Genomic DNA, 24,798 nt, shown 5'->3' with positions numbered 1-24,798 from the left:
AAAGGCAAGCCGTGAAGATCACGTCGTTGACGACGTTCGTCGTCCCGCCCCGCTGGCTCTTCCTGAAGATCGAGACCGACCAGGGGATCGTCGGCTGGGGAGAACCCGTCCTGGAGGGCCGTGCCGCGAGCGTCGCGGCCGCCGTCGAGGAGCTGTCCGACTACCTGGTGGGCAAGGACCCCCGGCAGATCGAGGACCACTGGACCGTGCTGTACCGCTCCGGGTTCTACCGGGGCGGCGGCGTCCACATGAGCGCGCTGGCCGGCATCGACCAGGCGCTGTGGGACATCAAGGGCAAGGCGCTCGGCGTCCCCGTGCACGAGCTGCTGGGCGGGCGGGTGCGCGACCGCATCAAGGTGTACTCGTGGATCGGCGGCGACCGGCCGGCCGAGACCGCCGCGGCCGCGCGGGAGGCCGTCGCGCGCGGCTTCTCCGCCGTGAAGATGAACGGCCCGGAGGAGCTCCAGTACCTCGACACCCGGGACAAGGTCGAGAAGGTCGTCGCCAACGTCGCCGCCGTCCGCGAGGCCGTGGGGCCCGACGTCGGCATCGGCGTCGACTTCCACGGGCGCGTGCACCGCCCGATGGCGCGCGTCCTCCTCGAGGCGCTGGAGCCGTACCACCTGATGTTCGTCGAGGAGCCGGTGCTGTCCGAGCACGTCGACGGCATCGCGGACGTGCTCCGCGCGTCGAGCACGCCGATCGCGCTGGGGGAGCGGCTGTACTCGCGGTGGGACTTCAAGGACGTCATCACGTCCGGCGTCGTCGACGTGATCCAGCCCGACCTCTCGCACGCCGGCGGCATCACCGAGGTGCGCAAGATCGCGGCGATGGCGGAGGCCTACGACATCGCCGTCGCCCCGCACTGCCCGCTCGGGCCGATCGCGCTCGCCGCCTGCCTCCAGCTCGACGCCGTCGCGTACAACGCGGTGATCCAGGAGCAGAGCCTGGGCATCCACTACAACACCTCCAACGACCTGCTCGACTACGTCGTCGACCCGACCGTCTTCGCCTACTCCGACGGGTCCGTCGAGATCCCGCGCGGCCCCGGCCTCGGCATCGAGGTGGACGAGGACTACGTGCGCCAGCGGGCCGCCGTCGGGCACCGGTGGCGCAACCCCGTGTGGCGGCACGCCGACGGCTCGTTCGCGGAGTGGTGAGCGGGCGCACCCCGGCAGCGGCGCGACCGGGGCCGGGCCCGGGGGAGAATGGGGGCTGCCCCGCCCGCGAACGCCCCGAGGACCGCCCCTATGACCGACCACTCCGCCCCCGTCGGTGACGCCGACCCGACCGTGGTCACCGAGCGCGACCTCGAGGTGCTCGCCGAGCAGCTCGGGCGCGAGCCGCGCGGCGTCGTCGGCATCGCCGCGCGCTGCGTGTGCGGTCGCCCGCTCGTCGTGCGCACCGCGCCGCGGCTGCCCGACGGCACGCCGTTCCCGACCACGTTCTACCTCACGCACCCGGGGGCGGTCGCGGCCGCCTCGCGGCTGGAGGCGGACGGCGTGATGAAGGAGATGACGACGCGCCTCGCCGAGGACGAGGAGCTCGCGGCCGCCTACCGCCGGGCGCACGAGCACTATCTGGCGCGGCGCGCCGAGCTCGGGCAGGTCGACGAGATCGAGGGCATCTCCGCCGGTGGCATGCCCACGCGCGTCAAGTGCATCCACGTGCTCATGGGGCACGCGCTGGCCGCCGGTCCGGGCGTGAACCCGCTCGGCGACGAGGCGCTCGCGCTGGTGCGCGACCAGTGGCGGCCCGACCGCTGCAGCTGCTGAACGACGTCCGTCACACGTCCCGGTCCCGAGAGGCGTGGCGTCGGTGTCGGATGAGATCGTGTCGCCCGTGACCGAACGCCCCGCGCCCTCCGCACCGTCCACGTCGACCCGGGTCGCCGCGATCGACTGCGGCACCAACTCCATCCGCCTCCTGGTCGCCGACGTCGCGCCCGGCGGCACCCTCACGGAGGTCGACCGGCGGCTGCGCATCGTGCGCCTCGGCCAGGGTGTGGACCGCACGGGCGAGCTCGCCCCGGAGGCGCTGGCGCGGACGCTGGAGGCATCGCGCGAGTACGCCGCGGTGATCGCCGAGGCAGGGGCCACGCGGGTCCGCTTCGTGGCGACGTCGGCCACGCGCGACGCGCGCAACCGGCGGGAGTTCTTCGACGGCGTCCGCGCGGCCGTGGGCGTCGACCCCGAGGTGGTCTCCGGGCGTGAGGAGGCGGAGCTCTCCTTCCGCGGCGCCACCGCGGGCGTGGCCTCGCAGCACCCCGGGCCGTACCTGGTCGTGGACCTCGGCGGCGGCTCGACCGAGCTGGTGCTCGGCACGACGACGCCGGAGGCCGCCCTCTCGCTCGACGTCGGCTCGGTGCGGATGACGGAGCGCCACCTGCACTCCGACCCGCCGGCGCCGGCCGAGGTGGAGGCCGCCCGCGCCGACGTGCGCGGCGCGCTCGACACCGCCGCCCGGACCGTCCCGTTCGGCCGGACCACGACGCTCGTCGGCCTCGCCGGCTCGGTGACGTCCGTGACCGCGCACGCCCTGGGGCTGGCCGAGTACCGGCGCGACGCCGTGCACGGCGCCGTCCTGGGCGTCGACCGGGTGCTCGCCGCGTGCGACGACCTGCTGCACCGCAGCCGCGAGCAGCGCCTCGCCCTCGGGTTCATGCACCCCGGTCGCGCGGACGTCATCGGCGCGGGCGCGCTGGTCTGGGCGGAGGTCGTGCGGCGGGTGCGCGACGACGTCGCCGCCGCGGCCGGCGAGCTCGCGGACGTCGTCACCAGCGAGAGCGACATCCTGGACGGCATCGCGCTCTCCCTCGCCTGAGCGCACGCCGGCCGAGACGCGCCGACGGCTCGTCGGCGCGTCGCCTGTACTACTGCGCATCGCGCACTAGTGTCTGTCGCGAAGCAGTCGGGAGGAGAGGTCGATGGACACGACGCAGCTGCTCAAGGGGGTGCTCGACGCGGCGGTCCTCGCCGTCGTCGAGGACGAGGACGGGTACGGGTACGACGTGGTGCGGCGCCTGCGCGCCCGAGGGCTCGACGACGTGGGCGACGCCTCCGTCTACGGGACGCTCCGGCGGCTCTACGCCGCAGGGTCTCTCACCAGCTACGTGGTGCCGTCGGGGGCGGGCCCGCACCGCAAGTACTACGGCATCACCGCGCACGGGCGGCAGACGCTCGCGATCCAGCGCAAGGAGTGGCAGGAGTTCGCCGGCACCGTCGGCGGCCTCCTCGGGAAGAGGGACGAGGCAGCCTGATGACCAGCATCGCGCCCGGCGAGGACGCCGGCACCGCCACGACCGCGACGTCGCTCGCCGACGTCCTCGCCACGCACGCCCGGGGCTACGCCCAGGCGGTCCGCCTCAACCTGGCAGACCTCGGGCCGGAGGTCGTGGACGAGCTGACCGACGGGATGGAGGCCGACCTCGCCGAGGCGTTCACGGAGGCGACGGCGCCGCTGAGGGCGGGGCGGGCCCGGTCCGACGACGACGTCGCGCTCGACCTCGTCGCGCACTTCGGCCCGGCCGCGGACTACGCCGCCGAGCTGCGGGCAGCCGCCGGCCTGCCCGCAGAGCTGCCGGGCGCACGGAGGCGTGCGGGTGCGCGGCCCACGCTCGCGGCCCGGCGCGTCCTGCTGGGCGAACGGTGGCGCCGGGCCTGGCAGCCGGTGACCAGCACTCCCGCATGGGCGCGGCTGCGCGGGCTGGGCCGGGACGTGCGGCCGGCGTGGTGGGTGGCGCGCGGCTGGATCGTCGGCGCGCTGCTCGTCGCCTTGTTCACGCGGTCGACGGACGGTCAGCCGTCGCTCGTCCCGGAGGGAGCGGGAGACCTGTTGGTCATGGGCGGGTCCGCCCTGGTGAGCGTGCAGTGGGCGCGCGGTCGATGGCTCCCGCGCCGGTGGCAGCCGCGGCTCACGGTCGCGGCGTCGCTCGCCGCGGTGCTGCTGGTGCCCGCCGTGGCGGTCGCGACGCACGACGAGTCCGTGCGGGGCTCGGCCTCGGGCGGCAGCTCGTACGACGCCGGCTACAGCGCCGGGCACTCCGACGCGCTGAACGTCGGCTACGGCGACGGTGCCGAGGGCGACGGCGTCTGGGTGGACGGCGAGCCCGTGGCCAACCTCTTCGCCTTCGACGCGAACGGCGACCCCATCAAGAACGTCCAGCTCTTCGACGACCGCGGCCGGCCCGTGCGCACCGTGACGACGGAGGGAGACGAGCAGGCATGGTCGGTGCCCGACCTCGACGGCATCTGGTACTTCCGGCCGGCGACGGCGGACGACGGCCGCAAGCGGTGGAACGTCTACCCGATGCGCGCCGTGCCGGAAGAGGGCATGGAGTGGTCGGAGGACGGCGGATCGTGGCAGCCGCAGGTCGGCGTGCAGCCCGAGGACATGCCCTGGCCCTTCCTCAAGGCACCGACCGCGATCGGCGAGCGGACGGGCGACGCGACGGAGGAGGACCCGGCGCCGGAGCCCTCCGCGGAGAGCACCGCCGGTCGCTCGGGCGGCGCCGTGGCCAGGACGACGGCCGCCGTGGCGACGGGCCGCTGACCTGCGGCTCCGTGGCGCGTCGGCACCCGCGCCGGCGCACCACGGAGCGGGGGAGGGTCACGGGCTGGACGGCCCGACTGCATGCCCCCGGCACGGTCGTAGAATGGTGTTCATGCCTCAGAACGTTCTGTCGTCGGACACCTCTGTCCAGGACGCGCCCGCCGCGGCCCCGCGGCCCCGCAAGGTGCCCCGCATCGTCGTCCTCGGCGGTGGTTCCGTCGGCCTCTACGCGGCGCGTCGCCTGCGCCGCAAGCTCGGCAAGCAGGACGCGGCGATCGTGGTCGTCGACCCGCGGCCGTACATGACCTACGCGCCGTTCCTGCCGGAGGCGGGCGCGGGCTCGATCGACGCCCGCGACGTCGTCGCCCCGCACCGCAAGGCGCTCAAGGGCATCGACGTGCTGCAGGGCCTGGTCAACCACATCGACCACGCCGGCCACAAGGTCACGATCCACCCCGAGGAGGGGCCGGACTACGAGGTCTCGTACGACCAGCTCGTCATCGGCCTCGGCTCGGTGTCCCGCACGCTGCCCATCCCGGGCCTCGCGGAGAACGCGATCGGCTTCAAGAACGTGGAGGAGGCCATCGCGGTCCGCAACCACGTGCTCAACCGCATGGACGTCGCCTCGTCCACCTGGGACGCAGACGCGCGCAAGCGCATGCTGACGTTCACCTTCGTCGGCGGCGGGTTCGCCGGTATCGAGGCCCTGGCCGAGATCGAGGACATGGCGCGCTACGCCACGCGCAACTACCCGACGATCGACGCCGAGGACCTGCGCTTCGTCATGATCGAGGGCTCGGGCCGCATCCTGCCCGAGGTCTCCGAGCCCATGGGCCTGTGGGCGCTCGACGAGATGAAGAAGCGCGGCATCGAGTTCCACCTCAACACGTTCCTGTCGTCCTGCGTCGACGGGCACGTCGTCACCTCGACGGGCGTCGAGTTCGACACCGAGACGATCGTGTGGACCGCGGGCGTCAAGGCGAACCCGGTCATCAAGGAGGAGTCGGACCTCCCGTTCGACCGGATGGGCCGCGTCATCGTCAAGCCCACGCTCCAGGTCGCGACGGAGGACGGCGAGATCGTCCCCGACGCCTGGGCCGCGGGCGACTGCGCCGCCGTGCCGGACGTGCTCAACCCGGGCCAGTTCTGCCCGCCGAACGCGCAGCACGCGATCCGCGAGGCCACCAAGCTCGCCGACAACCTGGTCGCCGTCCTCAAGGGCCAGCAGCCCGAGGACTACGCCCACAAGAGCGTCGGCGTCGTCGCGTCCCTCGGCCTGTACAAGGGCGTCGCGGAGCTGTTCGGCTTCCTCAAGCTGCGCGGCCCGCTCGCGTGGCTCGCGCACCGCGGCTACCACGTCATGGCGATGCCGACCGGCAACCGCAAGGTGCGCATCCTCATCGGCTGGATCGGCCAGTTCCTCATGGGCCGCGAGATCGTGTCGCTCGGCTCCCTGCACGACCCGCGCGACGAGTTCCGCAAGGCGTCCGTGCCGCCGAAGCAGCCGGGCGAGAAGGTGGAGCAGAAGGCCGAGTCGTCGGCCGCGCGCGCCGAGAAGGGCTGACCTTCCCTAGTACCGTGAGCGGGCGTCGGCGATCTCCCTCGAGAGGTCGCCGGCGCCCGCTCCGTCGTCCCGCCCCCGTAGCCCAACTGGCAGAGGCAGCCGGCTTAAACCCGGCCCAGTCCCGGTTCGAACCCGGGCGGGGGCACCCTCTCTGGCCCTCGTCGCCCTGTCCGTGGCGCGTCGCGCCGGCGTTCCGTGCACCGGACGTCGGCGGGCGTGTGCGCGGGGCAAGTGTCACGATCCGAGATATCGACTCGCTCGGAGGGGGCAGTGATGATTTCTCGACGCACGCAGTCGCTCAGGGTGGCTGTCGCGATCGCGGCGGCCGGATTTCTTGTCGGGTGCGGATCTGCGGACGACGGTGACTCGCCGGAACCCGCGGAGTCCGTGGCCTCGGAACCGGCGGCGGAGTCGCCCGAAGCCGGTGACGAGAAGGACGACGCGACGGTCGCGCAGGAGAACGCCGTGGCGAGCGCCCAGAGCTATCTCGAGATGGGTGGCTTCTCGAAGCAGGGCCTCACGGACCAGCTGAAGTTCGAGGGCTACTCGAACGCTGACGCGAAGTACGCCGTGGCGCACGTCGACGTCGACTGGAACGTGCAGGCGGAGATCGCTGCCAAGAACTACATGGACACGCAGTCGTTCTCGCGTTCGGGTCTCATCGAGCAGCTCGAGTTCGACGGTTTCACCGCGAAGCAGGCTGAGCATGGAGCCGATTCCGTGGGGCTTTGACGTCACGTCATCTCGCGGTCATCCCGCACCACCGGCCGTCTCCGCTTCGACGTCGGCGCCGGCACGGCGGAAGGCGTCGACGACGCGGCGCACCGCGAGCCGCTCGGCGCGGTCGGGGCGGAGGACGGCGGAGACGTGCCGCGCGGACGCGATGTCGGCGAGCTCGCGCAGCACGAGTCGGTCGCCGGTGGGCGTGGTGAAGCGGGGCAGGACGGCGACCTGGTCGCCGGCGGCGACGAGCGCCTCGATGAGGCGGTTGTCGCGCAGCCGCTGGACGACGCGCAGCTCGGCCCCGGTCGCCTGCTCGACGGCGAGGCGCACGGTGTCGAACGGGTAGCCCAGGGGCACGCCGATCCAGTCCTGGTCGACCAGGTCCGCCGGCCGTACGCGCGGCAGGCGGGCCAGCGGGTGCCCCGCGGCCATCGCGATGTCGAGCGGCTCGCGGGCCAGCGGCACGACGGTGAGCCCCTCGGCCCCGGCGGGCCGCACGCTGGTGAGCGAGTGCGCGACGACGACGTCGTGGTCCGCGGTGAGCGGACCGTACTCGGCCTCGGCGATGTCGACGTCGACGCACCGCAGGGTGATGGCGGTGCCCTCGAGGTCGGCCATGGCGCGGGGGAGCAGGAACGTGGCGGCGCTGGCCAGGGCCGCCACGGTGACCGTGCCGGACGGCTCGCCCTGGAACTCGTCCCAGCGGGCTTGCACCTGCGCGAGCGCGGCGGCGACGCTGGCCCCGCCCTCGGCCAGCAGCCGGCCGGCGTCCGTGAGGCGCAGCCCGCGGCCGGACGGCTCGACGAGCGGGGTGCGCAGCTCGCGCTGGGCGGTGCGCAGCTGCTGGGAGACGGCCGACGGCGTGCGGTGGGTGGCGCGTGCGACGGCCGTGACGCTGCCCCGGTCGGCGAGCTCGCGGAGCAGCTCGAGGTGCCGGACATCCATGAAGCCAGCCTACAGACACGATGAAGCAACTTTCGCTTGTCCTTCACCGTGCCGCCGGGTGAGGCTGGGCGCATGCCCGCCCGCCACCGGCTGCTCGCCGTCCTCGTCGCCCTCCTGTGGGGGTTGAACTTCATCGCCATCGACGCGTCGCTGCAGCACTTCCCGCCGATGTTCCTCGTCGCGCTGCGGTTCGCGCTCATCGCGCTGCCGACCGTGTTCCTGGTGCCGTGGCCGGACGTCCCGGTGCGCTGGGTGGTCGGCTACGGGCTCGGGTTCGGCGCGCTGCAGTTCCTCTTCCTGTACTGGGGCATGGCGGCCGGGATGCCCGCCGGGCTCGCGTCGCTCGTGCTGCAGATGTCCGGCCCGTTCACCGTGCTGCTCGGCGCCACGTTCCTGCGCGAGCGCGTGAGCGGCCGGCAGGTGCTCGGCATCCTCGTGGCCGTCGGCGGGCTCACCCTGGTGGCGTGGCAGCAGGCCGCGACCGCCACCGTCGTGCCCTTCCTGCTCACCCTGGCCGGCGCGTTCGGCTGGGCGATCGGCAACATCTGCAACCGGCAGGCGAAGCCGCAGAGCCCGCTGCGCCTCACCCTGTGGATGTCCGTGGTGCCTCCGCTGCCGATGCTCGCGCTGTCGCTGCTGGTCGAGGGGCCGGGAGAGATCGCGCACTCCCTCACGTCGTGGGACGACCCGGGGGCCGTGGGCGCCGTCGTCGGCCTGCTGTACACGGTGCTCGTCGCGACGGTGCTCGGCTCCGGCGTCTGGACCTGGCTCATGGCCCGGCACCCGGCGGGCGTGGTCGCCCCGTTCTCGATGCTCGTGCCCGTGGTCGGGATGTCGGCGGCCTGGGTGCTGCTCGGCGAGCGCGTGACCCCGCTCGAGGGCCTCGGCGCCGTGCTCGTCGTCGGCGGGGTCCTGTTCGGCAGCACCCGGGCCGCCCGCCGCCTTCTGCCGTCAGCAGAACGGCCGACCGCGGAGCCGCTGGCGGAGCCGTCGGCCGCCGGTCGCGGGTAGCGTCGTCGGCATGACGGCGGACACGGGGTTCGGCACGACGACGACGGAGCACGTGCGCGAGCCGCTGCTGCGGCACCTGGTCGGGGCGATCCTGCGCCGGGCGCGCCTGGCGCAGGGCCGCACGCTGCAGGAGGTCTCCGGCACGGCGCGCATGTCCACCGCGTACCTGTCCGAGGTGGAGCGCGGGCGCAAGGAGGCGTCGTCCGAGGTGCTCGCCGCGGTGTGCGCGGCGCTCGGCATCCGGCTCGTCGACCTCGTCGCCGAGGCGCACGACGCGCTCGCCGCGAGCGCCGAGCACCAGGAGCGCGTCCGCGTGCTCACGTCCCTGCGCGACCGGTCGCCGTCGTCGTCCCGGCACGTGCGCTCGGCGACGGCCGTGCGCACGACGACGTCGGACGTCGTCGCCCTCGCCGCGTAGCGCCGGCGCCGAGCATGGAGTTCTTCGTCTACCACCGTGACCGTGCCGGGTCGATCGCCCTGCGCGAGGCGCTCAACGACGAGCACCTGGCCTACATGGACCGGTTCGCGGACGGGATGATCGCGCGTGGTCCGACGACGACGGACGGCGGCGAGACGCTCACCGGGAGCGTGCACGTCCTCGACCTGCCCGGGCCCGAGGCCGCCCGGGCGTTCGCGTTCGACGAGCCCAACTACCAGGCCGGCGCGTACCGCGACGTGCTGCTGCGCCGGTGGCGCAACACGCTCGGGCGCACGATGTGGGACTACCCCGGCGGGCCGGAGGGGGATCCCCGGTACCTGGTCCTCGGGCTCGGGTGGCGGGGGACCGGCGAGCCCTTGGTCGCGCCGGGAGCGGGGGTCGGCCTGGTCGCGGCGGGACCGCTCCTGTCGGACGACGGCGCCGCGGTCCTCGGCGCCGCCGTGCTGGTCGAGGCCGCCGGGCCCGACGACGCCCGCCGGGTGCTGGTCGCGGACGACTACGCGGACGTCGAGGTTCACGACTGGCACGTCGGCGGCCGCCCGGTGCCGCGGGACGGCTAGGCCGCGGCGCGGTCCGACAGCTTGCGCGAGGTGACGACCGCGTCCGCCACCCCGTAGTCGACGGCGTCCTGGGCCGACAGGATGAGGTCGCGGTCGGTGTCGGCGCGCAGCCTTTCGGCGGTCTGCCCGGTGTGCCGGGCCAGGAGCTGCTCGGTCTCGGCGCGCAGGCGCAGCACCTCGCGCGCCTGGATGGCGAGATCGGACACGGTGCCCTGCCCCTGGGTGGACGGCTGGTGCAGCAGCACGCGGGAGTGCTCCAGCACCGTGCGCTTGCCGGGCGTGCCGGCGGCCAGCAGCACCGCGGCGGCGGACGCCGCCTGCCCCATGCAGGTGGTGGCGACGTCGCTGCGCACGTACTGCATGGTGTCGTAGATCGCGGTCATCGCGGTCGCGGAGCCGCCGGGGGAGTTGATGTACAGCCCGATCTCCTGCTCGGGCGCCTCGGACTCCAGGTGCAGCAGCTGCGCCATGACGACGTTCGCCACGCCGTCGTCGATCTCGGTGCCGAGGAAGATGATCCGGTCGCGCAGCAGGCGGGAGAAGACGTCGGAGTAGCGCTCGCCCAGCGGGGTGCGCTCGACGACGTTCGGGATCGTGTAGCTCATCCGCTCGTCCATCACAGCCCCGCCTTCCGGCCGCCGGCCGACGGCCGCACGTCCTCGACGCTCTCGACGATCCGGTCGACCATGCCGTACTCGACCGCCTCGGTGGCCGTGAACCAGCGGTCGCGGTCGCTGTCGGTGGCGATCTGCTCCACCGTGCGGCCGGTGTGCTGCGCGATGAGCTCGTGCATCACGCGCTTGGTGTGCTCCAGGTTCTCCGCCTGGATCGCGATGTCGACGGCGGTGCCCCCGATGCCGGCCGACGGCTGGTGCATCATCACCCGCGTGTGCGGCAGCACGTAGCGCTTGCCCTTGGTGCCGGTGGTGAGGAGGAACTGGCCCATGCTGGCGGCGAAGCCGAACCCGACCGTCACGACGTCGTTCGGCAGCAGCCGCATGGTGTCGTAGATGCCGAGCCCCGCGGTGACGGAGCCGCCGGGGGAGTTGACGTACAGCGCGACGTCGGACCGCGGGTCCTCCGCCGACAGCAGCAGGAGCTGCGCGACGACGCGGTTGGCGACGGCGTCGTCGATCTCGGTGCCGATCACCACGATGCGCTGGTGCAGCAGCCGCGCGGTGAGCTGGTCGTCGAAGGCGGGCGCGGTGGGCGGTGCCGGGGTGCTCAGGGTCGGTGTGCTCTGGGTCGGTGTGCTCATGTCCCCACCGTCCGACGACGACGGCCGCAGCGGGAGGGTTCTCTGCCGGGAGCGCATCTGCTCAGGGCAGATCCGGTGGGAACCCTCTCGCGGGGCGGGCGGTCAGAGTCGCGGGAACCAGCGTCGTCGGACACCGACGAGGACGAGCCCCACGAGCACCAGGACGATCGCCGCCACCATCAGCCCGACGTCACCGAAGCCGGTGGATGCCAACGCGCCCGGCAGCGGGGCCTGGGACGACGGCGGTGCGTCGGCGTGCGGTGCCCCGGGCCGTTCGTCACCTCGACCGGCGGGCCCGTCGGAGGCGTCCGGGGGCACCGCGTCGTCGCTGCCGTCGCCACTGTCGCCACCACCGCCACCGCCATTGCCGCCACCGCCACCGCCGTTGCCACCGTCGCTACCGCCATCGCCCGGCGGGTCGGTCGGGTCTGGCTCGTCCGGCGGGTCGGTGGGGTCGGGCTCCTCGGGTTCGGCGAGCGTCCCGCCGCCGAGCCATGCCGTCGTGGTCGCGTCGTCGAGCGTGCCGACCTCGTCTCCCTGCGGCACCTGGACGCCCACGGGAAGGCTCGTCGCCTCGAACCGAGCGGTGCGGACGGTACGTGGCAGCTTCGGGTGGTCGCGCTCGAACTCCGCCTTCGGCGTCTGGTCCCGCGGCGCGTCGGGGAGCACGATGCCGCCGAAGATCTCGATGTAGAACTCCTGCTCGCCGTGCTCGTACTCGTAGCGGTATTGCACGGTCTTCAGCAGCTCGCGGTACTCGTCGTACACGTCCTTCGGGTCGTACTCGGTGCGCGCCGGCCAGGCGCTGACGTCGCCCGAGCCGACGACGTCGTGGAAGGCGCCGGGGCGCTCCGCGTCGCGGTCCTTGATCCACTCGGCGGCGACCCGGGCCGTGTAGACGCGGCGCAGGTCCGCGTACTCGGGGGCGGAGTTGACGTAGTCCTCGAGCGGTTGCTCGAAGTCGTCGACGATGCGCTGCGTGTTCCGCTCGACCATCTTCGGGGGCGCGTCCTGGCAGACCTCGTTGCCGGGTACCTCCCAGTCCACGTCGAACGGCTCGATCTGGACCTGCAGCGGGGCGTCCAGGATGTAGAGCTGGTCGTCCTCGACGCGCACCTTGGCCGGCTGCGGCTCGATCCACAGCCGGGTCCAGTCGGAGCAGATCAGGCCGTCGTCGGTGCGCTCCAGCGACTCCCAGTGCTTCTTGCCCTGCTCCGTCTCGGGGCGCATGAGGTCGTTGAGGCTCTGCTTCATCTCCAGGTCCGCCTCGAGCAGCACGCGACCGGCGTCGGTGGAGCCGAACTCCTCGTCGACGATGGTGTCGGGCGTGTCCGGGTTGAGGTTCACCCAGAACTGCTCGGGGTCGAGCGCGAGCCACGTCATGAGGGCGTCGGAGGACAGGTCCAGCGCGGCCTCGCCCCCGTACCCGGGTTCCGCCACGCCGTCGTCGGGGAGCTCGTCCGCCGAGAAGGCGTACCCGTAGTCGCCCGCCTTCGGGTCATCGGTGACGTAGCGCAGCTCGAGGGAGCGCCAGTCGATCCCGCCGGGGCTGCGCGGCATGAACCCCTGCCGGCGGCCGTCGGCGCCGAACGAGGCCTGCATCCGCTGGCCCTCGCGGGCGAGCGCCGGGGTGCGTCCCGATCGCTGGGCGAGATCCTTCGCCGGCCCCGCCGTCGAGCGGCGCGGGCACGTCGCCGAGAGCGTGGACGGGCCCGCGGACTTCGGGGCGGGCCCGCACGTCGGGTTCATCGCGGTGCTCGACGACGGTGACGGGTTCTTCTGGACCGCGGTGGAGCGCAAGGTCGTGTGCTCGACCTTGTGCGTGCGCATCTGCTCGAGCTGCTTCGGTGTCGGCTCCTTGCTGAAGATGTAGACGACGCGCCAGCCCTTCGCGCGCAGCGCGGCGTCGGCCTTGAGCTGGCTGGCGCGCAGCGAGGAGTTCCCGGACTTGACCTCGTACGCGATCTTGAGGGTCCGGTTGACCGAGTCGTAGCGGCGGTTGGAACCGAGCTTCTGCTCCTTCGCCAGCTTGGTGTCCTCGCACATCCAGCTCGGGCCGCCGAGCTTGAGCCGCCGACCCACGTTCCCGTGGAACGCGTCGCCGCGGGCGTCGTTGGCCTGGTTCGGGATGTAGGAGTTGCGCCACTGGTCCCACCCCCACGTGCCCTTGTAGACGTTCCATCGCCGGATCATGCGGTCGCGGGAGCCGACCGGGAACGTCTTGTAGCTCCCCTTGAGCTTCTTCAGCTCGGCCTTCGTCGGCTCCTTCTCGCCGCTGAGGTGCTCGGCCGGGTTCTCGTACTCGTAGTCGGCGATCGTCTCGGCGTGGCCGCTGGGCAGGCCGCCGCCGGGCAGGTCGACGGGATCTGCTGCTTCCGCGATGCCGTCGATGAGCTCGTCGCACTGGACGTTGAACTTGGGCGCGCCCTCGCTGGCGAGTCCGGGCACCAGTACGAGGGAGACGGCGAGCACGAGGGCTGTGGCCACGGCGGACGCGACGGCGCGTCGCAGGCGGTCGCGTCGCAGCACGGCGGCGGTGGACTCGTCGACCTCGTTGGCGTGCCTGCTCACGACGCTCTCCTTCGACGCGGGGTGGGTCTGCCGCCGGGGCGGTCACACGTCTGTGACGCAGGCAACCCTCCCGACGGTAGCCAGGAGCGACCGGTTCCGCGCTCGTGACAAATATTGCGTGAGGCAACCGAGTGTCGCGACGGTCAGGCCGGGGGCGTGTCCCGCTTGTAGGCGTCGAGGTCGGCGTTGAGGCGCTCGACGAGCTCGGCGAGCAGGGTGCGGTCGGCGGGGCTCCAGTCGGCGAGCACGGTGGAGTAGGTGGCGCCGCGCCGGCGTCGCTGCGCGCGCAGGGCGTCCCGGCCGCCGGCGGTCGCGGAGACGAGGACGGCGCGCCCGTCGTGGGGGTCGCGGGAGCGCTGCACGTGGCCCGCCCGTTCGAGGGCGACGACCTGGCGCGTCACGGTGGAGGCGTCGATCCCGAGGCGGTCCGCGAGCGCCTGGACGCGCTGGGGGCCGCCGTCGCGCAGGGCGTGCAGCAGGAGGTAGCCGGAGCGGTCGAGGTCGTGGCCGCCGGTCCGGACGGTGGTCGCCGCGGTGGTGCGCTCGGCGCGGCGCAGCAGCTGGGCGAGGCCGAGCTCGACGCGGGCGACGACCTCCGCCGTCGCGGCGTCGTCGCCCTGGTCGGGGCGCTTCTTCTCGACATTGTTTCCCCGGGAAGCGGTCATAGGTGTATCCTACAGGTAATTACCTGCACCATGCAGGTATCTCGGCGCCCGAACGGCCCGTGGCCGGCGACGACGACGGCGCAGCAACCAGCAGACGACGCCCGCGACCGACCGTGGGGCAGGAGTGAGGAGTCCGTGGCAGGCACACGCAACGAACCGAACAAGACCGCGATCTACGCGACCGCGCTGACCGCGTTCTTCGCGATCGCCGGCATCGCCGTCGTCGACCCGATCCTCCCGGTGATCGGGGAGGCGATCGGTGCCACCACGTGGCAGATCGAGCTCCTGTTCACCGCGTACATCGCGGTCATGGCCGTCGGCATGATCCCGGCCGTGCTCGCCACGGGGAAGTTCGGCTACAAGAAGATCCTGGGCGCCGGCGTCACCATCGTCGCGATCGCGGCGATCCTCGCCGCGCTGAGCACGTCGATCGGCCAGCTCGCCGCGCTGCGCGGTCTGTGGGGCCTCGGCAACGCCATGTTCTTCGCCACCGCGATGGTGCTGCTCGTCTCGCTCGCCAACGACCGCGAGTGGGTGGTCGGCATCTTCGAGACCTGCGTCGGCCTCGGCTTCGCCGTCGGCCCCCTCATCGGCGGCCTGCTCGGCAGCATCAGCTGGCGCGTGCCGTTCCTCGCCTGCGGCCTGTTCATGATCGTGGCCCTCGCGATGTCGATCACGAAGCTCAAGGACCCGGCCGAGAAGCCGGCGCCGCTGCACGTGGGCCAGGTCTTCGGGCTCTTCCGCAAGCCCGCGTTCCTCGCGCTCGCGGTGGTCACCGCCACCTACAACTTCGTGTTCTTCGTCATCCTCGGCTACACGCCGATCTTCCTCGGGCTCGACGTCATCCCCCTCGGCCTGGTCTTCACCGCCTGGGGCCTCGGTCTCGCGTTCGGCATCCTCGTCGTCGGCCACAAGCTCGCGCACACGATCGGCGCCGTGCAGACCCTGGGCGTCGCCGTCGCCGGCGTGCTCGTGATGACCCTGCTGCTCGCCCTCGGGCTCCCGACGGCGGCCTCCATCGTCGTGCTCGTCGTCGCGGGCGTGTTCATGGGTATCGCCAACGCCATCCTCACCGACCTGTCGCTCGCCCTCGGCGACCCCGACCGCCGCGTCACGACCGGCGCCTTCAACCTCGTGCGCTGGGGCTTCGCCGCCCCCGCCCCGGTGATCGCCGGCCTGCTGCACCCGGTCGGCGCGTCCGCCCCGTACTGGGTCGGCGTCGGCGTGCTGGCCGTGGGCGTGATCGTCTTCCTGCTCACCGCGCACAAGATGGCCGGCCAGCTCGGCGAGAAGGTGCTGTGGGCGCGGTGGAACCGCGCCGCCCGCGCCGCCGAGGGCACGCCCGAGGAGGCCATGTCCGAGCTGTGACACCCCCGTCGCGCACCGGCGCGACGCGGACACCGGCGGGCGTCGGGCGGGGGACCGCCCGGCGCCCGCCGCCGTCCGCGCGACGCACCCGTCCGACCTTCGGCCACGGCCGTCAGCCCTTCGGACGATGTCCCGGGGAACTCGGGCGGCGTATCGTCCGTTCAGCCCAAGCGTCACGACAGCGGAGTCGTGCCCCCCTGCCGACCGCCCGTCTGGAGTGAGCGTGTTCCGACTTGCCCGCCTGTCCCTGGCGAACCGCGCCGTCGTCGCCCTGGCGACGATCGCGATCTTCGTCTTCGGGGCGATGAGCCTGGGCTCCCTCAAGCAGGAGCTCATCCCGTCCCTGGAGCTCCCGGCGGGCGCGGTCGTCGCGACCTACCCGGGCGCCTCGCCGGAGGTGGTCGAGCAGCGCGTCACCGAGCCGCTCGAGGCCGCCGCGCAGTCCGTCGAGGGCATCGAGTCCATCGGCTCGACGGCGTCCACCGGCAGCTCGGTCACCACCGTGCAGTTCGAGTACGGCACCGACATGGACGCGGCGACCCAGCGGCTCCAGACCGCCGTTACCCGCATCCAGTCCCAGCTCCCCGAGGACGTCGAGCCGCAGGTCGTCACCGGCTCGCTCGACGACCTGCCCGTCATCCAGCTGGCGGCCGCCGGCAGCCAGGACTCGGGCGAGGACGTGGACGCCGCGGCGCTCGCGGACACCGTCGACTCCGTCGTCGTGCCCGCGCTGGAGGACCTGGACGGCGTCCGCTCGGTCGCCGTCACCGGCGGCGAGACCGACCAGGTGCTGGTCGACGTCAAGACGAAGAAGCTCGCGGCGGCCGGCCTGACGACGCAGGACGTCGCCGACGTGCTCAAGGACAACGGCGTCGTGCTGCCCGCCGGCACCATCACCGACGACGACGTCACCTACTCCGTCCAGGCCGGCTCCAGCATCGACAGCGTCAAGGAGCTCAAGGCGCTCCCGCTCGTGCCGGACCCGGCGGCGGCGGGCGCGACGACGGGCGCGGGCGACGCGACCGGCGGCACCACGGGCGAGGTCGGCGACGGCACGGGCGCCCCGCCCGCGGCCGACGGCTCTGCGCAGGACCCCGCGCAGGACCCCGCGCAGGGCGCCGAGGGCGCCACCACCCCGCAGACCCCGGCCGCCCCCGAGCCCGTCACGCTCGCCGACGTGGCCACCGTGCAGGTCGTGCCGGTCGAGGCGACGTCGCACTCCCGGCTCGACGGCGAGTCCTCGCTGGGCGTCGCCATCACCAAGACCCCCGACGGCAACACCGTCGACGTCTCCCACGCCGTCCAGGACGCGATGGACGACCTGCGGCCCGAGCTCGAGGCCGCCGGGGTCACCACCGCCGTCGTGTTCGACCAGGCGCCGTTCATCGAGGAGTCGATCGAGGGCCTCGCCACCGAGGGCGGCCTCGGCCTGCTGTTCGCCGTGATCGTCATCCTCGTGTTCCTGGTCTCCCTGCGCTCCACGCTCGTGTCCGCGGTGTCGATCCCGCTGTCGCTGGCCGTGACCTTCGTGGTCATGAACGCCACCGGGTACACCCTGAACATCCTCACGCTCGGCGCCCTGACCATCTCGATCGGCCGCGTCGTCGACGACGCCATCGTGGTCATCGAGAACATCAAGAGACACCTGTCGTACGGCGAGGACAAGAAGGCGGCGATCCTCACCGCCGTGCGCGAGGTGGGCGGCGCCATCACCGCGTCGACCATCAGCACGGTCGCCGTCTTCCTGCCGATCGCGCTGGTCGGCGGCATGGTGGGCGAGCTGTTCCGGCCGTTCGCGATGACCGTCGCGATCGCGATGCTCGCGTCGCTGGTCGTGGCCCTGACGATCGTGCCCGTGCTGGCGTACTGGTTCGTCAAGGCGCCTGCCGTCGCCACGGACCCGGCCGAGGCGGAGCGTGTCCGCGAGGCCGCCGAGGCCAAGGAGCGCCGCGGCCTGTGGCAGCGCGCGTACGTGCCGAGCCTCGGCGCCGCGCTGCGCCACCCGTGGGTCACGCTCGTGGTCGCGGTCGCCGTCCTCGGCGGCACGCTCGCGCTGGTGCCGCGCCTGGAGACCAACTTCATCGGCGACTCCGGCCAGGACACCGTCACGGTGACGCAGTCGTTCGAGACGGGGGCGTCGCTCGAGGCGCAGGACGCCGCGGCCACCGAGGTCGAGGACGCCCTGGCCGACGTCGACGCGGTCGAGAGCGTGCAGACCACCGTCGGGTCGGGCGACGCCGCGATGGCCGCGTTCATGGGCGGCGGCTCCGCGCCGCAGGCCACGTTCGCGATTACGCTCGACCCCGACGCCGACGGCGTCGAGGCGCAGACCGAGATCCGCGACGCCGTCGAGCCGCTGGCCGAGACCGGCGTCACCACCGGGGTCAGCGTCTCCGGCGGGGACTCCGGCTTCGGCTCCAGCACCGTGGACCTCGTCGTGCAGGCGAACGACAGCGACGACCTGGACGCCGCGGCGCAGCAGGTCACCGACGCGGTGTCGGGCCTGGACGGCGTGGCCGAGGTGACCAACGACCTCGCCGCCGCGCAGCAGGTCGTGCAGGTGTCCGTCGACCGTGAGAAGGCGGCCGAGGCGGGGCTGACCGAGACCCAGGTCTCCGGGATCGTCTCGGCGGCCATGGGGCCCGAGCAGACCGTGGGCGAGGTCGACCTGGGCGACGGGCCCACCGACGTGGTCGTGAAGACCGGCGACGCCCCGGCCACGCAGGGCGAGATCGAGGACCTCGAGGTCCCCACCGCCGCAGGCATGGTGCCGCTCACCGACGTCGCGACCGTCGAGAAGGTGGACGTGCCCACGTCGATCTCCCGCACCGACGGCGCGCGGTCCGCGACCGTGTCGGTGACGCCCGAGACGCAGGACGTCGGCACGCTCACCGCGGACATCACGGCCGCGACCGACGACCTCGACCTCCCCGCGGGGGCGACCGTCGAGATTGGCGGCGTCGCCTCCGACCAGGCGGACGCGTTCGCCGACCTCGGGCTGGCGCTGGTCGCCGCGATCGCCATCGTCTACCTGGTGATGGTCGCGACCTTCGGGTCGCTGGTGCAGCCGCTGATCCTGCTGGTGTCGGTGCCGTTCTCCGCCACCGGCGCGCTGCTGGCGCTGCTCGCCACCGACACCCCGCTGGGCGTCCCGGCGCTCATCGGCGTGCTGATGCTCGTCGGCATCGTGGTGTCGAACGCCATCGTGCTCATCGACCTCATCAACCAGTACCGGGACCCGGCGCACGGGCACCCCCGGTCGCTGGAGGAGGCCGTGCGCGAGGGCGCCCGCAAGCGTCTGCGCCCCATCGTCATGACGGCGCTGGCGACGATCTTCGCGCTGACGCCGATGGCGATCGGCCTCACCGGCGGCGGGTCGTTCATCAGCCAGCCGCTGGCGCTGGTGGTCATCGGCGGGCTCATCTCCTCGACGCTGCTCACGCTGTTCGTGGTGCCCGTGCTCTACGAGCTCATCGAGCGCCGCAAGGAGCGCCGGCACACGAAGCGCGACTCGCGCGTCGTGCGCCGGGCGGAGAAGGCCGAGCGGGCCGCGGCGCGCGCCGCGGAGAAGGCGGAGGCGGCCGAGGAGGCCGCCGCCGTCGCCCGCCGTCAGGCGGGTACCGACCCCGCCTGACCGCGCTCCGTGGGGGTGAGCGTGATCGTGGCCCTGTTCCGGTCGTGACCCAGGGCCACGATCACGCTCACCACGAGCGCGGGTCAGGCGTCGCGGCGCTTGAGCGTGATCGCCGCGGCGACGAGCAGCACCACGGTGTACCCGACGAGGACGGCGTAGCCGACCCACGGGTCGAGCAGGGCGTCCGTCTCGGCGCCGCGGGAGATGATCCGCTCGCCGGCCACGCTGGGCAGCAGCTTGTTCACCCAGTCCGTCCACGCGGCGTCGGACGCCTGCACGACGATGCTGAAGATGAGCGGCACCACGAAGAAGATCGCGACGATCGTGAAGATCGCGCCCGCGCTGTGGCGCATCAGCGTGCCCACGGCCAGCGAGAACGCGGCCACGGTGGCGAGGTAGAGCACGCAGCCGGCCAACGCCCGCACCTGCTCGGAGTCGGACAGGTCCACGCTCATCCCGGCGTCCTCGAGCAGGGGCGCGGTGGCGACGTACGCGATCACCAGGGCGAGGGCCACCACGACGGCGGTGGCGAGCACGATGACGACCAGCTTGGCCCACAGCACGGGCAGGCGGCGGGGCACGGCGGCGAACGTGGACCGCACGGTGCCCGTGGAGTACTCGCTGGTGACGATGAGCGTGGCCAGCACGCCCACGGCGAGCGCGCCGAACGAGTAGCCGAACGACACGATCGTCGTGCCGGTGAGGCCGATCGCCTGGAGCCCCGGGTCCTGCGACATGCCCTCGGCCATCTCGGGGGTGTCGACCATCGTGCGCACGATCGCGGCCATCATGAGCGCCAGCCCCACCATGACGACGGCCGTGATCACCACGGTCCACACCGTGGAGCGCAGGGTGCGGAACTTGATCCACTCGCCGCGCAGCACGCGGCCGAACGTCACCCGCTGCACGACGACGGCCGGCGCGGCCTCGCGGGTGGGTGCGGTGGCGGTCATCGGGGCGCTCCGTCCGTCGTCGCGCCGGTCTCGGCGCCCGGCGCCGGGGCGGCGCCGTCCAGGGCCTCGGCCTGGTACTCGACCGAGTCGGCGGTGAGCTCCAGGTAGGCCTCCTCGAGGGTGGAGGACACGGGGGTCAGCTCGTGCAGGACGACGCCGCCCGCGGCGGCGAGCTCGCCCACGCGGGCCGCCTCGACGCCCGTGACCTCGAGGACGCCGTCCTCGGCCGGGGCGACGTCGCCGCCCTCGCGCCGCAGGACGTCGGCGAGGTCGGCGGCCTGCGGCGAGCGCACCCGCACGAGCCGGCGGGAGGCGCCGTCGACCAGCTGCTGCACCGGCATGTCCGCGAGGATCCGCCCCCGCCCGATCACGATGACGTGGTCGGCGGTGAGCGCCACCTCGCTCATGAGGTGGCTGGACAGGAAGACCGTGCGGCCCTCGCCCGCCAGGAAGCGCGCGAGGTTGCGCACCCACAGCACGCCCTCGGGGTCGAGGCCGTTGACGGGCTCGTCGAGGATGAGGGTGCGCGGGTCGCCCAGCAGCGCGACCGCGATGCCGAGCCGCTGCCCCATGCCGAGGGAGAAGCCGCCCACGCGCTTGCGCGCGACCGCCGTCAGGCCGGTGAGCTCGACCACCTCGTCCACCCGCGCCGGCGCGATCGCGTGCGTGGCGGCCAGCGCCTGCAGGTGCTGGCGCGCCGTGCGGCCGGGGTGCACCGCCTTGGCCTCCAGCAGCGCGCCCACCTCGGCCAGCGGCCGGGCGTGCTGCGCGTACGGGCTGCCGTTCACCGTGACCCGTCCGGCCGTCGGGCGGTCCAGGCCCATGATCATCCGCATCGTGGTGGACTTGCCGGCCCCGTTCGGGCCGAGGAAGCCCGTGACCGTTCCGGGCCGCACGGTGAACGTCACGTCGTCCACCGCGAGCTTGGGTCCGTATCTCTTGGTCAGGCCGTGTGCTTCGATCATGTCGCCCCTGGAGGTCATCTCGGGTGCCGTCGTCGCGGGATCACGGGTCCTTCCCGAGCCTACGTGCTGGTCATCGCCGCGTCACGGGCAGGGAGCGGGTGATCCGGGCGGACAGGGCATGATGCGGCCATCCCGTCCGAGCTGCCGTCCGAGCTGCCGCCCGAGTGACCGAGGCCGACCTCGCGGTCGAGGAGCGGGTGCGCGCCGTGTTGGTCGCCGCGCGGCCCGACGACGCGTTCCTCGGCGAGGAGACGGGGGAGCGCGCGCGGCGTCCTCGGAAAAGCTCGCCGACCTGGGAACGTCTGAGGAACGCCGCGCGTTCACTACGATGGATTGCACGGCCAGCGACCCGGCACTGCGCGCGCGACGACCCGTCGTCGGGCACCCGGCAGCCGCGACCAGGAGGAGTACATGACCAACCCCGTCTTCTCGAGCAGCAACGTCTTCGGCGAGCCGCGCCGTACCGGGGCTCGCCGGGGCGGCACCGCCACGGCCCAGCCGCAGTACGGGCAGGTCGCCTACGGTGCGGGCACCGCCGGTGCGCAGACCGCCGACGCCGCGAGCCTCGACGCCATGTACCAGGCGCCGTCCGCCACCACGGCCGACACCAAGCGCCTCACCTACGACGACGTCATCATCAAGACCGGCGGCCTCCTCGCGCTGCTGATCGTGGTGGCGGCCGCGACGTGGAACTTCGCCCCGAACCTGTGGCCGATCGGCATGATCGCCGGCCTCGTGCTGGGCCTGGTGAACGCCTTCAAGAAGAAGCCCAGCCCCGCGCTGATCGTGGCCTACACGGTCGCCGAGGGCGTCTTCCTGGGCGGCATCTCGATCGCCTTCGCGTCGATCGCGGTCGGCAGCTCCGGCGCCCCGCTCTCCGGCATCGTGCTGCAGGCCGTCGTGGCGACCCTGGCCACGTTCGCCGCCGCGCTGTTCCTGTTCAAGTCCGGCAAGGTGCGGGTCACCCCGAAGTTCACCCGCTGGCTGCTCATCGCCATGGTGGGCTACCTCGTCTTCTCGCTCGTCAACGTCGTCCTGACCTGGACCGGGGTCCTCGACGGCTGGGGCATGCGGGGCGGCGCGCTCGGCATCATCGTCGGCCTCGTCGCGGTCGGCCTGGCCGCCGCGTCGCTCATCGTCGACTTCGACTCGATCAAGCGCGGTGTCGAGCAGGGTGTCCCGGCGCAGTTCGCCTGGACCGCGGCCTTCGGGCTGATCGTCACCCTGGTGTGGCTGTACCTGGAGTTCCTGCGCCTGCTGGCGATCTTCCAGAGCGGCGACTGACGCTCCGGCTCGCCTCCGGCAGGCCTCTGACGGTCGAGGCCCGACGGCCGGTCACCCCTCGGGGTGGCCGGCCGTCGTCGTGCCCGGCGCCGTGCTGCGCCGCACCGCCCACGCGACCAGCAGCAGCCCGGCGGCGACGAGGACGCCGTGCCCGACGCGCGCCGCCGGGGTGCCGAAGAACTGCGGCAGGTAGAGCAGCAGCCCGGCGGCCAGCGGGACGCCGACCCAGCGCGGCCGACCGCCGCCGCGCCACAGCGCGACGGCCGCGAGCACGCCGGCCGCTGCGACGAGGGCCAGGCCGACGCCGAAGAGCGTCATCGCCGCGGGCTGGAGCCGCAGCACCTCGACGTCGGCGAGCAGCGCCGGGTCGTCCGTGCGCAGCGCGGCCTGCGCGATCGTGCGGATGCCGAAGATCTCGGCACCGAAGTAGAGGGAGCTCAACGCGGCCCCGGCCCAGGCGGTCGCGACGGCGGCGGTGGCGGCACGGGCTCCCGGGGCGGACCCCGGGGCCGACCCCGCGCGCAGCAGCGCCCGGAGGCCGAGGAACGTCGGCGCGAGCAGGCCGAGCCCTGCGATCCCGCACAGGTGCGCCAGCACCCACCGGTCGGAGGCGAACGCCTGGGCGAGCGCGAGGGTTGGCACGGACTCGTCGGGCCACGGTCGGAGCACGGGGAAGAGCAGCAGGAGCACGCCCGCCGCGACGGCGCCGGTCGCCGTCCAGGCCACGACCCGAGCGGTGCGCGCCGGGGCGAGAGCCGGGTCGGATGTCGTCGTGCGGACGGCGGGGGAGGACGTCGTGCGGGTCATGGCTGCTCCTTCGGTGCGGGTGACGACGGTGCGTCGGCGAGGGCGGCGAGCCCGACGACGAGCATGTCGACCAGGGCGTCAAAGCTGCGGTCGAGGTCCTCGGGCAGGCGGAAACCGCCGCCGAGCTCGAGGACCACGAAGCCGTGCACCCCGGCGCGCACCACGCGGACGGCGTCGATCGTGCGGTCGTCGGGGAGGCCGAAGCCGTGCAGCACCGCCCCGACCAGCGCGACGACGCGCGCCGCCGCGGTCCGGTGCCCGGCGTCCTCGGGGGCGTCGGGGTCCGGCGCGAGCTGGACGGCGGCGTACCGGCCGGGGTGCGCGAGGGCGTAGTCCCGCCACGCGCGGGCGAGGGCGCGCAGGGCGTCGGGGCCGGCCCGGCCGACCGTCGCTGCCGCGCTCGTCGTCGTCAGCTCCTCGAGGGCGACCAGCGCGACCTCCCGGCGCAGCGCCGCGAGCGACCCCACGTGCTTGTAGAGGCTCGGGGTGGCGACCCCGGCGGAGGCGGCGACCTTCGCGAGCGTGAGGTCGGCGAGCCCGGTGGGCCCGCCGGCGTCCACCTGCTCGAGCGCGATGCGGACCACGGCGTCCCGCGACAGCCCGGCCCTAGGCACGGGCGCCCCGCTCGTCGGCGCCGTGGCGCTCGTCGTCGTGCCGGGTGACGGGCAGGCCGGCGACGAACTCCAGGACGGCCGGGGTGACGACCTCGGGTGCCTGGTGCTGCGGGTAGTGGCCCACGCCGGGCACCAGGAGCTCCTGGCCGCCGAGCGCGTCGCGCATGCGGGCGAGCTCGGCTCCGGCGTCCTTGTAGTCGGGGTCGAGCTCGCCGACGACGATGAGCGACGGCGCCTCGACCGAGGGGACCAGCGGCTCGATGACGGAGTGGTCGAGCGCGACGGCCAGGTCGCGGAACGACCGGAGGTGCGCCGGGTCGGCCATGCTGCGCCGGATCTCCGCGACGTGCTGCGCGTGCCCGGGCGAGCGGCGCCCCTTGGCGAACATCGAGGTGTAGAGCCACGCCCACGCCGCGGCGCCCCACGGGCGACGGAACAGCACGCGGTAGAGCAGGCGGTAGGTCCGGGCCTGGGCGGGCGAGGCGGTCTCGCGCAGGTGCGGGGCCACCAGCACCAGGGCCCGCACGAGCTCGGGCCGCTCGGCGGCGGCCCACACGGCGGCGGACCCGCCCATGGAGCTGCCGACCAGCACCGCCGGCCCGGCGTCCAGGTGCTCGACGAGCGCGACGAGGTCGGTCCCGGTGGCGATGTCGCCGTGCGTGGTGAAGGTGGTGTCGGAGTCGCCGTGGCCGCGCAGGTCCGCGACGACCACCCGGTGGCCGGCGGCGACGAGAGCGGGGACGAGGTCGTCGTAGGTGGAGCGGAGGTCGCCCATCCCGGGGACGGCGACGACGAGCGGGCCGCTGCCCGCGTCGGTGTAGGCGATCCGCCCCTCGGGGCGGGTGAGGTACCGGACGTCCGGTGTTGTGGTCATGTCCATAGCCAC

General features: G+C 73.4%; 23 protein-coding genes and 1 tRNA gene. 14 read left to right on the top strand and 10 right to left on the bottom strand.

What is annotated here, in order from left to right; translation table 11 throughout:
• The first annotated feature begins 11 nt into the window (after nt 1–11).
• The 8 genes from dgoD to ACFVS0_RS04040 all read left to right on the top strand — a co-directional run bounded on the left by dgoD (nt 12) and on the right by ACFVS0_RS04040 (nt 6,847).
• Entirely contained in the window at nt 12–1,160 is a 1,149-nt protein-coding gene (gene dgoD, locus ACFVS0_RS04075) for a galactonate dehydratase (RefSeq protein ID WP_430562382.1), read from the top strand.
• Nucleotides 1,161–1,250: 90 nt separating this feature from the next.
• The gene (locus ACFVS0_RS04070) at nt 1,251–1,775 is read left to right on the top strand and encodes a DUF501 domain-containing protein (protein ID WP_430587230.1); all 525 of its coding nucleotides are present in this window, start codon (nt 1,251–1,253) and stop codon (nt 1,773–1,775) included.
• A gap of 67 nt (nt 1,776–1,842) precedes the next feature.
• The gene (locus tag ACFVS0_RS04065) at nt 1,843–2,823 is read left to right on the top strand and encodes an exopolyphosphatase (protein WP_430587229.1); all 981 of its coding nucleotides are present in this window, start codon (nt 1,843–1,845) and stop codon (nt 2,821–2,823) included.
• A gap of 103 nt (nt 2,824–2,926) precedes the next feature.
• Nucleotides 2,927–3,259: a PadR family transcriptional regulator gene (locus ACFVS0_RS04060; RefSeq protein ID WP_430548833.1), complete on the top strand. Its 333-nt coding sequence runs from the start codon at nt 2,927–2,929 to the stop codon at nt 3,257–3,259.
• Nucleotides 3,259–4,551 (top strand): hypothetical protein, encoded by a 1,293-nt coding sequence (locus ACFVS0_RS04055; protein WP_430587228.1) that lies wholly within the window; start codon nt 3,259–3,261, stop codon nt 4,549–4,551. The genes ACFVS0_RS04060 and ACFVS0_RS04055 overlap by 1 nt, the downstream gene beginning before the upstream one ends.
• Nucleotides 4,552–4,663: 112 nt before the next feature.
• Nucleotides 4,664–6,115, top strand: coding sequence for an NAD(P)/FAD-dependent oxidoreductase (locus tag ACFVS0_RS04050; protein ID WP_430548835.1), 1,452 nt, complete (start codon nt 4,664–4,666; stop codon nt 6,113–6,115).
• 71 nt (nt 6,116–6,186) lie between these two features.
• Nucleotides 6,187–6,260 (top strand) — tRNA-Leu (locus ACFVS0_RS04045).
• Between the two features lie 158 nt (nt 6,261–6,418).
• Nucleotides 6,419–6,847: an Ltp family lipoprotein gene (locus ACFVS0_RS04040; protein ID WP_430587227.1), complete on the top strand. Its 429-nt coding sequence runs from the start codon at nt 6,419–6,421 to the stop codon at nt 6,845–6,847.
• 18 nt (nt 6,848–6,865) lie between these two features.
• Here the strand turns inward: ACFVS0_RS04040 and ACFVS0_RS04035 are convergent, their stop codons facing one another.
• The gene (locus ACFVS0_RS04035) at nt 6,866–7,783 is read right to left on the bottom strand and encodes a LysR family transcriptional regulator (protein ID WP_430587226.1); all 918 of its coding nucleotides are present in this window, start codon (nt 7,781–7,783) and stop codon (nt 6,866–6,868) included.
• A 72-nt stretch (nt 7,784–7,855) separates the two neighbouring features.
• Here ACFVS0_RS04035 and ACFVS0_RS04030 point away from each other — a divergent pair, with 72 nt between their 5' ends.
• The 3 genes from ACFVS0_RS04030 to ACFVS0_RS04020 are packed head-to-tail and all read left to right on the top strand — an operon-like array spanning nt 7,856 to nt 9,793.
• Nucleotides 7,856–8,794, top strand: a complete 939-nt coding sequence (locus ACFVS0_RS04030) for an EamA family transporter (protein ID WP_430562376.1) — start codon at nt 7,856–7,858, stop codon at nt 8,792–8,794.
• 10 nt (nt 8,795–8,804) lie between these two features.
• Nucleotides 8,805–9,212, top strand: a complete 408-nt coding sequence (locus ACFVS0_RS04025; RefSeq protein WP_430548839.1) for a helix-turn-helix domain-containing protein — start codon at nt 8,805–8,807, stop codon at nt 9,210–9,212.
• A gap of 14 nt (nt 9,213–9,226) precedes the next feature.
• On the top strand, nt 9,227–9,793 hold the full coding sequence (locus ACFVS0_RS04020) for a YciI family protein (protein ID WP_430587225.1): 567 nt from the start codon (nt 9,227–9,229) through the stop codon (nt 9,791–9,793).
• Here ACFVS0_RS04020 and ACFVS0_RS04015 read toward each other — a convergent pair.
• The 4 genes from ACFVS0_RS04015 to ACFVS0_RS04000 all read right to left on the bottom strand — a co-directional run bounded on the left by ACFVS0_RS04015 (nt 9,790) and on the right by ACFVS0_RS04000 (nt 14,287).
• Complete coding sequence (locus ACFVS0_RS04015; RefSeq protein WP_430548841.1) at nt 9,790–10,398, bottom strand: ClpP family protease; 609 nt, start codon at nt 10,396–10,398, stop codon at nt 9,790–9,792. The two genes, ACFVS0_RS04020 and ACFVS0_RS04015, sit on opposite strands and share 4 nt — an antisense overlap.
• A gap of 11 nt (nt 10,399–10,409) precedes the next feature.
• On the bottom strand, nt 10,410–11,051 hold the full coding sequence (locus tag ACFVS0_RS04010; protein ID WP_430587224.1) for a ClpP family protease: 642 nt from the start codon (nt 11,049–11,051) through the stop codon (nt 10,410–10,412).
• A gap of 102 nt (nt 11,052–11,153) precedes the next feature.
• Nucleotides 11,154–13,622, bottom strand: a complete 2,469-nt coding sequence (locus tag ACFVS0_RS04005; RefSeq protein ID WP_430587223.1) for a hypothetical protein — start codon at nt 13,620–13,622, stop codon at nt 11,154–11,156.
• Nucleotides 13,623–13,765: 143 nt separating this feature from the next.
• Nucleotides 13,766–14,287: a MarR family winged helix-turn-helix transcriptional regulator gene (locus ACFVS0_RS04000; protein ID WP_430548844.1), complete on the bottom strand. Its 522-nt coding sequence runs from the start codon at nt 14,285–14,287 to the stop codon at nt 13,766–13,768.
• Nucleotides 14,288–14,422: 135 nt separating this feature from the next.
• Between ACFVS0_RS04000 and ACFVS0_RS03995 the strand changes: the two genes are divergently transcribed.
• Complete coding sequence (locus ACFVS0_RS03995) at nt 14,423–15,655, top strand: MFS transporter (RefSeq protein ID WP_430587222.1); 1,233 nt, start codon at nt 14,423–14,425, stop codon at nt 15,653–15,655.
• Nucleotides 15,656–15,878: 223 nt separating this feature from the next.
• Nucleotides 15,879–19,289, top strand: a complete 3,411-nt coding sequence (locus ACFVS0_RS03990) for an efflux RND transporter permease subunit (protein ID WP_430587221.1) — start codon at nt 15,879–15,881, stop codon at nt 19,287–19,289.
• Nucleotides 19,290–19,372: 83 nt separating this feature from the next.
• On the opposite strand, the gene ACFVS0_RS03985 is transcribed toward ACFVS0_RS03990, so the two are convergent.
• Nucleotides 19,373–20,242 (bottom strand): ABC transporter permease subunit, encoded by an 870-nt coding sequence (locus ACFVS0_RS03985; RefSeq protein WP_430562367.1) that lies wholly within the window; start codon nt 20,240–20,242, stop codon nt 19,373–19,375.
• Nucleotides 20,239–21,207, bottom strand: coding sequence for an ABC transporter ATP-binding protein (locus tag ACFVS0_RS03980; protein WP_430548848.1), 969 nt, complete (start codon nt 21,205–21,207; stop codon nt 20,239–20,241). Before ACFVS0_RS03980 ends, ACFVS0_RS03985 begins: the two co-directional genes overlap by 4 nt.
• Before the next feature lie 411 nt (nt 21,208–21,618).
• On the opposite strand from ACFVS0_RS03980, the gene ACFVS0_RS03975 reads away from it, so the two are divergent.
• On the top strand, nt 21,619–22,491 hold the full coding sequence (locus ACFVS0_RS03975; RefSeq protein WP_430548850.1) for a Bax inhibitor-1/YccA family protein: 873 nt from the start codon (nt 21,619–21,621) through the stop codon (nt 22,489–22,491).
• A 51-nt stretch (nt 22,492–22,542) separates the two neighbouring features.
• Here the strand turns inward: ACFVS0_RS03975 and ACFVS0_RS03970 are convergent, their stop codons facing one another.
• Genes ACFVS0_RS03970 through ACFVS0_RS03960 form a run of 3 tightly spaced genes read right to left on the bottom strand, consistent with a single transcriptional unit; the run spans nt 22,543 to nt 24,786 of the window.
• Entirely contained in the window at nt 22,543–23,298 is a 756-nt protein-coding gene (locus tag ACFVS0_RS03970) for a hypothetical protein (RefSeq protein WP_430587220.1), read from the bottom strand.
• Nucleotides 23,295–23,912 (bottom strand): TetR/AcrR family transcriptional regulator, encoded by a 618-nt coding sequence (locus tag ACFVS0_RS03965; protein ID WP_430587219.1) that lies wholly within the window; start codon nt 23,910–23,912, stop codon nt 23,295–23,297. Before ACFVS0_RS03965 ends, ACFVS0_RS03970 begins: the two co-directional genes overlap by 4 nt.
• A complete protein-coding gene (locus tag ACFVS0_RS03960; RefSeq protein ID WP_430587218.1) occupies nt 23,905–24,786 on the bottom strand; it encodes an alpha/beta fold hydrolase in 882 nt (293 codons plus the stop codon). Before ACFVS0_RS03960 ends, ACFVS0_RS03965 begins: the two co-directional genes overlap by 8 nt.
• Nucleotides 24,787–24,798 lie beyond the last annotated feature (12 nt).

Source organism: Isoptericola sp. NPDC058082 (assembly GCF_042885055.1).
Lineage (GTDB): Bacteria > Actinomycetota > Actinomycetes > Actinomycetales > Cellulomonadaceae > Isoptericola.
Note: the sequence above shows the minus strand (reverse complement) of the source record. Positions and strands in the feature narration are given on the sequence as shown.

Bases quoted from the DNA above. Each gene is read 5' to 3' on its own strand.
- ACFVS0_RS04010 (WP_430587224.1), bottom strand. From the start codon at position 11,051: ATGAGCACACCGACCCAGAGCACACCGACCCTGAGCACCCCGGCACCG.
- ACFVS0_RS04025 (WP_430548839.1), top strand. From the start codon at position 8,805: ATGACGGCGGACACGGGGTTCGGCACGACGACGACGGAGCACGTGCGC.
- ACFVS0_RS04070 (WP_430587230.1), top strand. From the start codon at position 1,251: ATGACCGACCACTCCGCCCCCGTCGGTGACGCCGACCCGACCGTGGTC.
- ACFVS0_RS04015 (WP_430548841.1), bottom strand. From the start codon at position 10,398: ATGAGCTACACGATCCCGAACGTCGTCGAGCGCACCCCGCTGGGCGAG.
- ACFVS0_RS03985 (WP_430562367.1), bottom strand. From the start codon at position 20,242: ATGACCGCCACCGCACCCACCCGCGAGGCCGCGCCGGCCGTCGTCGTG.
- ACFVS0_RS04000 (WP_430548844.1), bottom strand. From the start codon at position 14,287: ATGACCGCTTCCCGGGGAAACAATGTCGAGAAGAAGCGCCCCGACCAG.
- ACFVS0_RS03970 (WP_430587220.1), bottom strand. From the start codon at position 23,298: ATGACCCGCACGACGTCCTCCCCCGCCGTCCGCACGACGACATCCGAC.
- ACFVS0_RS03975 (WP_430548850.1), top strand. From the start codon at position 21,619: ATGACCAACCCCGTCTTCTCGAGCAGCAACGTCTTCGGCGAGCCGCGC.
- ACFVS0_RS04030 (WP_430562376.1), top strand. From the start codon at position 7,856: ATGCCCGCCCGCCACCGGCTGCTCGCCGTCCTCGTCGCCCTCCTGTGG.
- ACFVS0_RS04055 (WP_430587228.1), top strand. From the start codon at position 3,259: ATGACCAGCATCGCGCCCGGCGAGGACGCCGGCACCGCCACGACCGCG.
- ACFVS0_RS04035 (WP_430587226.1), bottom strand. From the start codon at position 7,783: ATGGATGTCCGGCACCTCGAGCTGCTCCGCGAGCTCGCCGACCGGGGC.
- ACFVS0_RS04020 (WP_430587225.1), top strand. From the start codon at position 9,227: ATGGAGTTCTTCGTCTACCACCGTGACCGTGCCGGGTCGATCGCCCTG.
- ACFVS0_RS04060 (WP_430548833.1), top strand. From the start codon at position 2,927: ATGGACACGACGCAGCTGCTCAAGGGGGTGCTCGACGCGGCGGTCCTC.
- ACFVS0_RS03960 (WP_430587218.1), bottom strand. From the start codon at position 24,786: ATGACCACAACACCGGACGTCCGGTACCTCACCCGCCCCGAGGGGCGG.
- ACFVS0_RS03980 (WP_430548848.1), bottom strand. From the start codon at position 21,207: ATGATCGAAGCACACGGCCTGACCAAGAGATACGGACCCAAGCTCGCG.
- ACFVS0_RS04050 (WP_430548835.1), top strand. From the start codon at position 4,664: ATGCCTCAGAACGTTCTGTCGTCGGACACCTCTGTCCAGGACGCGCCC.